Annotated in this window: 9 protein-coding genes; 7 read left to right on the top strand and 2 right to left on the bottom strand. The window is 71.8% G+C overall.

The features are described 5' to 3' along the window. Positions 1 to 12: 12 nt before the first annotated feature. Entirely contained in the window at positions 13 to 426 is a 414-nt protein-coding gene (locus ISU07_RS01820; RefSeq protein WP_194705035.1) for a nuclear transport factor 2 family protein, read from the bottom strand. Between the two features lie 66 nt (positions 427 to 492). Between ISU07_RS01820 and ISU07_RS01815 the strand changes: the two genes are divergently transcribed. From ISU07_RS01815 to ISU07_RS01805, 3 genes are all read left to right on the top strand, one after another. After that, a complete protein-coding gene (locus ISU07_RS01815) occupies positions 493 to 936 on the top strand; it encodes a MarR family winged helix-turn-helix transcriptional regulator (RefSeq protein ID WP_194705034.1) in 444 nt (147 codons plus the stop codon). A 28-nt stretch (positions 937 to 964) separates the two neighbouring features. After that, positions 965 to 1,711 (top strand): enoyl-CoA hydratase-related protein, encoded by a 747-nt coding sequence (locus ISU07_RS01810; protein WP_194705033.1) that lies wholly within the window; start codon positions 965 to 967, stop codon positions 1,709 to 1,711. 93 nt (positions 1,712 to 1,804) lie between these two features. Then, entirely contained in the window at positions 1,805 to 3,973 is a 2,169-nt protein-coding gene (locus ISU07_RS01805) for a HelD family protein (protein WP_194705032.1), read from the top strand. A gap of 82 nt (positions 3,974 to 4,055) precedes the next feature. On the opposite strand, the gene ISU07_RS01800 is transcribed toward ISU07_RS01805, so the two are convergent. Then, entirely contained in the window at positions 4,056 to 4,949 is an 894-nt protein-coding gene (locus ISU07_RS01800) for a hypothetical protein (protein WP_194705031.1), read from the bottom strand. 368 nt (positions 4,950 to 5,317) lie between these two features. Here ISU07_RS01800 and ISU07_RS01795 point away from each other — a divergent pair, with 368 nt between their 5' ends. From ISU07_RS01795 to ISU07_RS01780, 4 genes are all read left to right on the top strand, one after another. After that, the gene (locus ISU07_RS01795) at positions 5,318 to 7,234 is read left to right on the top strand and encodes an anthranilate synthase family protein (RefSeq protein ID WP_194705030.1); all 1,917 of its coding nucleotides are present in this window, start codon (positions 5,318 to 5,320) and stop codon (positions 7,232 to 7,234) included. Positions 7,235 to 7,301: 67 nt separating this feature from the next. Continuing rightward, positions 7,302 to 9,035 carry a sulfatase-like hydrolase/transferase gene (locus ISU07_RS01790; protein WP_194705029.1) on the top strand — a complete coding sequence of 578 codons (1,734 nt, stop codon included), beginning with the start codon at positions 7,302 to 7,304 and terminating at the stop codon, positions 9,033 to 9,035. Between the two features lie 4 nt (positions 9,036 to 9,039). Next, on the top strand, positions 9,040 to 9,621 hold the full coding sequence (locus ISU07_RS01785) for an anthranilate synthase component II (RefSeq protein ID WP_323742365.1): 582 nt from the start codon (positions 9,040 to 9,042) through the stop codon (positions 9,619 to 9,621). Next, complete coding sequence (locus ISU07_RS01780) at positions 9,618 to 10,901, top strand: anthranilate synthase component I family protein (protein ID WP_194705028.1); 1,284 nt, start codon at positions 9,618 to 9,620, stop codon at positions 10,899 to 10,901. Before ISU07_RS01785 ends, ISU07_RS01780 begins: the two co-directional genes overlap by 4 nt. The last annotated feature ends 14 nt before the right edge of the window (positions 10,902 to 10,915 follow it).

Here is a 10,915-nt window from a genome sequence, read left to right as displayed (position 1 = left end):
GGTCGGGTGGGCCTACGCGCCGTCGAGATAGGGCGAGGTGTACGCCGCTCGCCACTCCGGTGCCTCGAACGAGTCCGTGACGTGGATCGTCTCCCGCTCGACCAGGTCACCGCGGTACTCCAGGACGGCCACGCACGGGCGACCGACGCCGCCGTCGTAGCTGATCCGGCCGAACCCGACCCACACGTCGCCGTCGCCGACGATCCGGGTGGGTCGCAGCCGCACGTTCGCCGGGTACCTCCCGCGCCACTCGCGGATCGTGGCCAGGCCCTCGAACCGCTCGCGGCTCTGCGGGAACTCGAGCACCGCGTCCGGGTGGTAGACCTCGTGCTCGGCGGCGAGATCGACGCCGACGACCTCCAGGTGGCGGCGTACCTCGGCGGCCCGACGCTCTCGCGCTGCGGTGGTGTGGTGGGTCGTGGTCATGGCGGAAACTCCTCAGGTATCCTGTTGTTCAGGGAACTTGAACAAATACTAAGGAAGCCTGAAGACATGTCAACCCCCTCCCGCCGGTTGCGCGAGCCCGAGGTCAACACGACCTATCTGCTCGGTCGGGCGCACAAGCTGCTCAACCAGCGGATCCAGGAGGCGGTGGCCGCCGCCGGTCACCCCATCCGGCCCGCGCACTCCGCCGTGTTCGTGAACATCGACCGGGCCGGCAGCCGGCTCACGCAGCTGGCCGAGCGCGCGGCCATGTCGCCGCAGGCGATGGGCGAGCTCGTCGACGACCTCGTGCGGCGCGGGTACCTCGAGCGGGTCCCCGACCCGGCCGACCGCCGTGCGAAGCTGATCGTGCTCACGGACCTGGGGTACGACGCCCTGCAGGCGGCCTTCGACACGATCCTCGACATCGAGGCCGAGCTGGTCGCCGAGCTGGGGGCCGGCGGTCTGGCGACGATGCAGCGCGCGCTGCGGCGGCTGGCCGAGGAGGACTGATCTCCCGGCCTTTGGGAGGATGCCCGCCATGACGGAGCTCGTGCGCTACGTGGTCGAGGGGCCGCTCGCCACCATCACGCTGGACAGCCAGCACAACCGCAACGCGTTGAGCCGCCGGCTCGTCACCGAGCTCGTTGCCGCGCTGGAGGCAGCCAACGCCGACCCCGACGTGCGCGTGGTCGCGCTGACGGCGGCCGGGCCGACGTTCTGCTCCGGCGCCGACCTCTCCGAGGCGACCGGCGAGGGGATGGAGGAGGGAGCCCGGCGGATCGTGGCCCTCCAGCGGCTGCTGCTCACGATGAGCAAGCCCGTCGTGACCCGCGTGCACGGCGCCGTGCGGGCCGGTGGGATCGGGATCGTCGCGTCCTCCGACGTCGTGGTGGCGGCCGACGACGCGACGTTCGCCCTGACCGAGGTCAAGCTGGGCCTGGCCGCCGCGATCATCTCGCTGACCGTCCACGCGCGGATGACCCCGCGGTCGGCCGCGCTGACCACCCTGGGCGGGGCGGTGTTCACCGGCGAGCAGGCGGCGGCGTACGGCCTGGTCACACGCGCGGTCCCTGCTGTCGGCCTGACCCCGACGGTGACGGAGATCTGCCTGGAGCTCGCGTCCGGGTCGCCGCAGGGGCTCCGCGAGTCGAAGGCGATCCTCAACCGCGACCTGGTCGAGCGCATCGACGCGCGGGGGGACGAGATGGCGGCGCTCAGCGCCCGGCTGTTCGCCTCCGAGGAGGCGCGGGAGGCCATGACGGCGTTCCTGAACCGCAAGAAATAGGTGTCCGGTGCGCCTCAGCGAGTAAAGTTGAGGACTTGTCTGCTCGCGGTCGGGGTGGGCGACACGGGGACGCATCGGGTGAGGGGTCAGGGTTTGTCGGAAGAGCTGCTGGCGCGGGAGATCGCGGGAGAGCAGGAGTTCGTCGACCGGGTGTACGTGCAGCTGGAGAAGTCGGCCCGGGCCGCCCAGCAGCTCGCCCGCGAGGGCTTCGACCGCGGCAAGCTCGGCCACGAGGGCGGGCTCGTCGAGCGCGACGCGATGGTCTTCCAGGCCGCGAAGCGGATCGCGCAGCTGGACGCCGCCCACGAGGGGCTGGTGTTCGGCCGGCTCGACGTGCGCCCCGAGCTCAGTCCCGAGCCGAGGTACGTCGGTCGCATCGGCCTGCGCGACGACAACCACGACTCCCTGCTGATCGACTGGCGGGCGCCGGCCGCGGCCGTGTTCTACCAGGCGACGGCGGCGGACCCGAAGAACGTCGTGCGCCGCCGGGTGCTGCGCAGCTCGGGGCCGACCGTCGTGTCGGTCGAGGACGAGCTGCTCGACGCCGAGGCCGGCACCGACCTGCCGATCGTCGGTGAGGGCGCGCTGATGGCGCAGCTGTCCCGCGCGCGTGATCGGTCCATGCACTCGATCGTGGCCACCATCCAGGCCGAGCAGGACCTGGCGATCCGGGCCCCGTCGAAGGGGGTCGTCTCGATCTCGGGCGGGCCGGGCACGGGCAAGACGGTCGTCGCGCTGCACCGAGCGGCGTACCTGCTCTACACCGACCGCCGCCGGTACGAGTCGGGTGGCGTGCTGGTGGTCGGTCCTTCGGGCGTCTTCATGCGCTACATCGAGCGCGTGCTCCCGTCGCTCGGCGAGACCGCGGTCGCACTGCGCTCGCTGGGCGAGGTCGTCGACGGCATCCGGGCGACGCGGCACGACGAGCCGGCGGTGGCGGACGTCAAGGGCTCGGCCCGGATGGCCGAGCTGATGCGGCGTACCTCCCGCCAGCAGGCGCCCGGTGCGCCCCGCGAGTTCCGGATCTTCTGGCGCGACGACGTGATCGTGCTGGACCCGGGCCGGCTGGGCCAGCTGCGCCGCCAGCTGATGGGCCAGGGCCGGCGCAACCGGCAGATCCCGCGCGTCGCCTCCTCCCTGCTGGACCTGATGTGGCGGCAGGTGCGCGGCGAGCGCGGGCGTGACCGCGGGCGCGAGGCGTTCAACGACGACATGCTCGGCAACCAGGGCTTCGTGGACTTCGTCGTCGAGTGGTGGCCGCCGCTGGACGCACCGACCGTGCTGGGCTGGCTGCGCGACCCGGAGTTCCTGGCGCGGGTCGCCGAGGGCGTGCTGTCCGAGGAGGACCAGCGGCTGCTGACCAAGTCGTGGGCCTCCGACCTGCCGGCGTCGGTGGAGGACGTGCCGCTGCTCGACGAGCTGCGCTACGCCCTGGGCGACGTACCGGCCCGCACGGAGGAGGACCACGAGCTCGACGACTTCCTCGGTGGCGATGTGCAGGAGCTGACCTCGGCGGTGGAGCGCGAGTACGGCTCGGGCGGCCGCGCGTGGACCCCGCCGACCCACAGCATCGAGGACGACCCGTTCGCCCACGTGCTCATCGACGAGGCCCAGGACCTGACGCCGATGCAGTGGCGGATGGTCGGCCGCCGCGGCCGGACTGCCTCCTGGACGATCGTCGGCGACCCGGCGCAGTCGTCGTGGCCGGTGCCGTCCGAGGCGGCCCTCGCTCGCGCCGCCGCGCTGGAGGGCAAGGAGCTGCACGAGTTCCACCTGTCGACCAACTACCGGAACTCCTCGGAGATCTACGAGTACGCCGCGGCGTACGCCGGTCGCGCCGGCCTCGACGCCGACCTCCCCACGGCCGTCCGCTCGACCGGGGTCCCGCCGCGCGAGGTACCCGTCACCGGCGACCTGGCGGCGGCGACGCGTGCCGCCGTGGCGGAGATGGCCGCGGAGGTCTCCGGCACCGTCGGCATCGTGGTGCCGGCCGCCCGCCGTTCGGACGTCAACGCCTGGCTGGCCTCGTGGCCGGAGTTCGCCTCCGATGCCCGCGGGGCTCGTGCGGCCATCGACTCCTCGGTCGCCCCCTCCGGCGAGGACCGCATCGTCGTCCTCACCGGCCTCGACACCAAGGGCCTGGAGTTCGACGGCATCGTCGTCGTCCGCCCCCAGGAGATCGAGGCGGAGTCGGTCACCGGCTCCGCCACCTTGTACGTCGTCCTCACCCGCGCCACCCAGCTCCTCACGGTCCTGACCTGACGCTTTTCCGGGATAGTCCGGTGTGTTTGGGTCGTGCCCGACGGCCCGCGGCGACCCATTCACACCGGACTACCCCGGAACTTCAGGTGCGCCACAGCTGGTCGGCGCGGCCGATCCGGTGGAGGTAGGCGTCGAGGGGCTCGGGCGGCGTGCGCCACGGAGGAGTCTCGAGGGTCCAGGCGCGTGACTCGGGCGGGAGGAACTTCGCACGGGCGCGGGCGTGGTGCATCCGGGCGGCGATGAACTGGCGGCGTCCGAGCTCTCCGCCGACGACCTCGAAGGTCTCGATGCCGTGGTCGCGGAAGCGCTCCTCGCGCTCCACGTCCTCGCGGTGACGCTTGCCGTCCTTGTGGTCCTCACCTTGGTACTCGCCGGCGAGTCCTGCGACGGGGTCGAACAGGTCCGGGATCCCGATCAACCTCCCGTCGAGGTCGTAGACCTCGCGGTTGCACAGGGGCTGTGGCAGGTCGGCGTCCAGCTTCCACACCAGAAGCATCCGGAACTCTTGGGGAGACCTGCACTCGTCGTGCGCGAGGGCGACGGCCATGCGCGCGTGAGGTACGCCCGTCCAGGCGTGTCGCTGGGCGACGTACAGGGCGAACAGGTGTCGAGAGGTGAGCCGGGCGGCGGCGGTCATCGAGATCGCATTGGCCGCCTCACGGACACTCGGCCGCCGGCGTACCTCGTCGAACAGGGCTCGCTGGATCGTCGCGACCGGTATGCCATCGACCACGGACCACTCGGTCGGTGCGAGCTGCTCCTGGGTCATGGTGAACCGCGGATCGGCGTTGAGCTTGGTGTGCGAGTTCAGCGGTACGGGCAGCTCGATCGTCCCGCCTTCGGACGTCCCGTCGAAGAACGTCGCACCGTGCCAACGCAACGCGCCCCACGCCGTCACGGCGCCGTACCCCTGGATCCGCCCCGCCTGCTCGAGGATCCGTTGCTCCACGATCGAGCCGTCCACGTCCACGCGCACGTACTTCCCAGGTGATGTCTGCCGCCAGCTCGGTCCGCGCGCCTGACCACGCGTCGGACCCGTTGTTCCCGTCGGGTCGACCCGCACCGGGGCCACGAGCCCGCTGGGGCGTTCGCACCACGGGTCCCACCGATGAGCCATGCCTTCTCATGCGCCGAGACGCTCGCGCCGAACCGCCCTCTCCCGTCACCTGTGGAAACAGGAACCGGAACGCGACCTGTGAATGAGATGTGGGCTCCGCGCCGTCGGGATAGTCCGGTGCGTTTGGGTCGTGAAAGGGCGTCCGTGACAGCCCATTCACACCGGACTACCCCGCCAGGACCCGGGACGAGACCTCCACCGCAGGAAGGCGGAAGTAGGGTCTGGCCATGTCGGAGGTCCACGTGAGCGGTGCCCGGGAAGCCATCGAGGCGCTCCGGGGGCACGAGGCGTGGGCGATCATCCGGCGGTCGACGCGGGCGGGGGACCGGGACACGGTCGGGCTGGTCGGGGGGACGCGGCGGGTCGTCGAGTCGATCCTGGACGTCGAGCTCGAGACCGGTGTCCCGGAGAGCGACCACATCGCCGACCGGCTGCTCGCGATCCCCTTCCGCCAGGTGCGGGAGCGGGGGTTCGAGGCGCACGACGACGGTACGCCGCTGGTCGTCGTGGACGTCGCGTCCGAGCGGGAGTTCTCCGTCGCCGAGGTGATCGAGGCGATCGACGACGTCCCCGTCGTGCTGAGCGACCGCGGCGGGTTCGACATCGACGACACGGAGTACGCCAAGCTCGTCGAGACCGTCATCAAGGACGAGATCGGCCAGGGCGAGGGCGCGAACCTGGTCATCGGCCGGCACTACCGCGCGACGATCGAGGACTGGGGTGCCGACAAGGCGCTCGCGGTCTTCAAGCGGCTGCTCGAGCGCGAGCGCGGCGCGTACTGGACCTTCGTCTTCTTCACCGGCGACCGGTACCTCATCGGCGCCAGCCCCGAGCGCCACGTGACGGTCCACGGCGGCGACGTGCGCATGAACCCCATCAGCGGCACCTTCCGCCTGGGAGGCGAAGGGCCGCTCAAGCCCCGCCTCCTCGACTTCCTCCACGACGAGAAGGAGATCTACGAGCTCTTCATGGTCGTCGACGAGGAGCTGAAGATGATGTGCGACATCTGCACCGAGGGCGGCCAGGTGCTCGGGCCGTTCCTCAAGCCGATGAGCCGCCTCATCCACACCGAGTACCTCCTCGCCGGCCGCACGACGAGAGACCCGCGCGAGGTCTTGCGGGACACCATGTACGCCGCCACGGTGACGGGCTCGCCGGTGGAGAACGCCTGCCGGCTGATCAAGCAGTACGAGACCGAGGGCCGGGCGTACTACGGCGCCGCGCTCGCCATCCTCGGCCGCGACGACGCGGGCGAGCCCGTCGTCGACAGCCCGATCGTCATCCGTACCGCCGACGTCGACCTGGACGGACGGCTCACCGTGACCGCCGGGGCCACGCTGGTGCGCGACTCCGACCCGGCGTACGAGGTCGCGGAGACCCACGCCAAGGCGGCCGGCATCCTGGGCGCCTTCGGGCTCGTCGCACCTCCCGAGGCGCCCGACGTGAACGTCGCCGAGCTGGTCAACGACGAGGACGTCCTCCTCGCGCTGAACGCCCGCAACCGGCGACTGAGCAGGTTCTGGCTGACCGACCAGCAGGGCACGCCCCCCGACCCCCGGCTCCGGGGGAAGCACGTCGTGGTCCTCGACGGCGAGGACGACTTCGTCAAGATGCTGCGCCACGTCCTCGGCGTGCTCGGGATGACCAGCAGCGTGATCCGGCACGACGAGTACGACGCGGCGACGCACGACCCCGTCCTCGACGCCGCCGACCTCGTGATCGTCGGTCCCGGCCCGGGTGACCCCCGCGACGCCGACGACCCGAAGATGGCCGTGCTGCGGGGTGTCGTCGCCCGCCTGATGGAGCGCGAGCAGCCGTTCCTCGCCGTCTGCCTCGGCCACCAGGCGCTGTGCCACCACCTCGGCCTCGACCTCGGCTTCAAGGACATCGTGTTCCAGGGCACGCAGTCGCCGGTCGAGATCGACGGCCGCACCGAGCGGGTCGGCTTCTACAACACCTTCGTCGCTCGACAGGGCGATCGCGCGGTCCCCGACGGGGTCGAGGTGCAGGCGGACCCCGAGACCGGGGACGTCCACCTCGTGCGCGGGCCGCACTACCGCGGCATCCAGTTCCACGCGGAGTCGATCCTCACCGAGCACGGCTACGACCTGGTGCACGACCTCGTCCGCGACCTGGTGTCCTGACGGAAACGGGGCGTTGGACCGCCTCGTCAGACTTGGTACCAGGACAGCCGGACCTCGGGGGGACCAGATGCATCGCGCGTGGATCGCCGCGGTGGCCGTCGTGACGACCGCCCTGCTCGCGGCCGCCTGCGGCGCACCCGTCGTCGATGCCCGCGAGGCTCCTGAGCGACAGGGAGTCGCCCGGTCGGCCGTGCACCAGGCCGTGCCGCCCCGCCGTCCCAACATCGTCTTCGTGCTGATGGACGACTTCTCCATGGATCTGCTGGGCACCATGCGCAGCGCCCGGTACATGACACGGCACGGGGCGTCATACGACAACGCCTTCGTCGTCGACTCGCTCTGCTGCGTGTCGCGCAGCGCGACGTTCACCGGCCAGTACCCGCACCAGACCGGGGTGCTGACCAACACCTCGAACCTGCCGAACCGGCAGGGCCCGATGGGCGGCTGGCGTGGCTTCGCCCGCTACGGCAACCAGGCGCGGACGTTCGCGGTCCGGCTGCAACGAGCGGGCTACCTCACGGGATACGTCGGCAAGTACCTGAACGGCTACGAGGTCAACGCCCGCGACCAGGCCCTGCCCCCGACGCCACCCGGCTGGTCGGACTTCCGCGCGATCTTCGGCACGGCCTACGACGGGTGGGACTTCCAGGGCCTGCGGCCCGCACCGAAGGGCACCAGCGTCCTGCGCAGCTGGCCCGCGCCACCCGCCACCGCGTCCCGCAAGAAGAAGGACCACGCGTACGCCGGCACCGTCATCGGCCACCTGGCCATGAGGTTCCTGCGGGCCCGGCGCAGCGACGCACGGCCCTACTTCCTCGAGGTCGCGCCGTACGCCCCGCACGGCCGCGTCGACGGCCGCCCGTCGTACGCCGACGAGTCGCTGTTCCCGCCGGCGTACCGCGACCAGCCCGGCGGCACGCACAGGCACGGTGACTGCGGCCTGGTCGCCTGCCGACGCCTGACCACGAAGGGCCTGCCCGGGTTCGGCGACCGCCGGGCCGACAACCGCCCGGACTTCCGCGACGGTCGCCGGGCGCCGCAGTGGAACAAGCATCCCCTGGCGCTCACCCGGTCGCAGGCCCAGACCAACCTGCGCGACCGCGCCCGGATGGCCCAGTCGGTCGACCGGATGGTGATGCGGATCCTGCGGATGGTGGACGAGAACACCTACGTCGTGCTGACCTCCGACAACGGTTTCCACCTCGGCCAGCTCGGCCTGCTGCGCGGCAAGGGCACGGCCTACGACACCGACACCCACGTGCCCGTCCTCGTCGTCGGCCCCGGTGTGGTGCCCGGCGCCCGCGACACGATGGTCAGCAACATCGACTGGGCGCCGACCTTCGAGGCCCTCGCGGGCCTGGGCTCCCCGGCGTACCGCTCGGGCACCTCCCTCGTCCCTACCTTCGGCGACCCGAGCGCGCAGGTCGCCGACTACGTGTACTTCGAGCACACGTTCTCCAGGTCCCGGCCGGGCGCCGACCCGGACCGGCCCTTCACCGGCGGCGGCCTCAACGTCATCCCGTCGTACGTCGCGGTGCGCAGCCGCACCGCCCTCCTGGTCCGCAACGACCTCGACCCTCGGTGGGGACACCACCGGTACGCCTACGAGCTGTACGACTACACCGGCCAGCGCGGCCGGGCCTGGGAACGCGCCAACGTGTACGACGACCCGGCGCACGCCGGGGTGGTGACCACGCTGCTGTCGAAGCTGGACCAGTGGGACATGTGTGCCGGCCTGCGCGGCGCGGACCCGGTGCCCGAGTCGTGCCGCACGCTCACGGTGGAGCCGCCGCTAGGTTGAGCCGGTGCCCGTGCCGGACGTCCCCCCGGATGTCGTCGTGGTCGACCACCACGACTCCTACACGTGGAACCTCGTCCACCTCCTCGCGTCCGTGACCGGCGTGCTCCCGCGCGTCGTCGAGCACGACGAGGTGACGCCGGCCGAGGTGCTGGCGCACGAGTACGTCGTGCTGTCGCCCGGCCCCGGCACCCCCGACGAACCGCGCGACTTCGCCGTCGGCCGCGAGGTGCTGCGCGCCGGGACGCGGCCGGTGCTGGGCGTCTGCCTCGGCATGCAGGGCCTGGTGACGGCGTACGGCGGTGTGGTCGACCGCGTCGAGCCCGCGCACGGCGACCTGACCCTCGTGCACCACGACGGGCTCGGCGTCTTCGCCGGCGTGCCCCAGGACTTCACGGCGGTCCGCTACCACTCGCTCGCCGCCCTCGAGGTGCCCGACGAGCTCGTCGTCACCGCCCGCGGAGAGGACGGGACCGTCATGGGAGTGCGGCACTCGACGCTCCCGCTGGAGGGCGTCCAGTTCCACCCCGAGTCGGTCCTCAGCGAGCACGGCGCCCTGCTGGTCGCGAACTTCCTGGGTCTGGCATGACGGAGCCGGCGATCGACGACGTGGAGACCTTCTTCGCCGAGGTCGCGGCCCGGCACCGGCGCTGCTTCTGGCTCGACGGCGGCGGGGCTCGCGAGTGGTCGGGCCGACGGTCGATGGTCGGCTGGCTCGACGAGGACGAGGTCTCGCTGACGTTCCACGCGGACGTGCGGGAGGTACGCCGCCACGTGGGCGGCCGCGTCGAAGTGGTCGGGACCGACGTGTTCGAGGTGCTCGAGACCGAGCTAGCGGAGGGGCCCGAGGACGCGCAGTGGTTCGGGTACCTCGGGTACGCCGCCCGCCCCGACCTCGCCCCCGCCCGCCCGGACCCCGACCTCCCCGACGCCGTCTGGATGCGCTCCAGCCACCTGCGGTTCTTCGACCACGAGCTCGCCATTGGTCACAAACGCCACCCTGAAAGCGTTTACATGCGGCGATTGGTCCCAAACGCCATCTCCGACGAGCCCCCACCTGAGTACTCCGACGCCTTCGACCGGGTCCAGGAGCACCTGCGGGCGGGCAACTCCTACGAGGTCAACCTGACGTACCGGACCGAGACGGCCAGCGACCTCGAGCCGGTGGCGGCGTACCTGCGGCTGCGCGCGGTCAACCCGGCGCCGTACGCCGGGTACCTCCAGCACGACGTCCCCGGGCACCGGGCGTGGCTGCTGAGCTCGTCGCCGGAGCGGTACGCGCTGGTCACCGCGGACCGCGTGCTTGAGACCAAGCCGATCAAGGGCACGACCGCGCGCGGCGCGGACGCCGAGGAGGACGACGCGGCGCGGGCGAGGCTGGCCAGCGACCCCAAGTTCCGCAGCGAGAACCTGATGATCGTCGACCTGCTCCGCAACGACCTGTCGATGGTCTGCGACCCCGGCACGGTCGAGGTGCCGGTCCTGATGGACGTGGAGTCCTACCCGAGCGTCCACCAGCTCGTCTCCACCGTCCGCGGCCGGCTGTCCGACGGCGTCACGACGGTGGCCGCGCTGCGCGCGCTCTTCCCCGCCGGTTCGATGACCGGCGCGCCGAAGGTGCGCACCATGGCGATCATCGACGAGGTCGAGGCGACGCCGCGGGGCGTGTACGCCGGGGCGTTCGGCTGGCTCGCTGCCGACGGCCGCGCCGACCTCGGCGTGGTCATCCGGTCGCTGACGACCGACGGCGAGGGCGTCTACCGCCTCGGCACCGGCGGCGGCATCACGGTGCGGTCGGACGTCGAGGAGGAGTACGCCGAGTCCCGCTGGAAGGCGGCCCGGCTGCTGGCCGCCTTGGAGCACTCGTAGAGACGCACCGACGG

Source organism: Nocardioides islandensis (genome assembly GCF_015352455.1).
In the GTDB taxonomy this organism is placed as follows: Bacteria; Actinomycetota; Actinomycetes; order Propionibacteriales; family Nocardioidaceae; genus Nocardioides; species Nocardioides islandensis.
The sequence above is the reverse complement of the archived record's forward strand: the minus strand, read 5'-3'. Positions and strand labels throughout refer to the sequence as shown.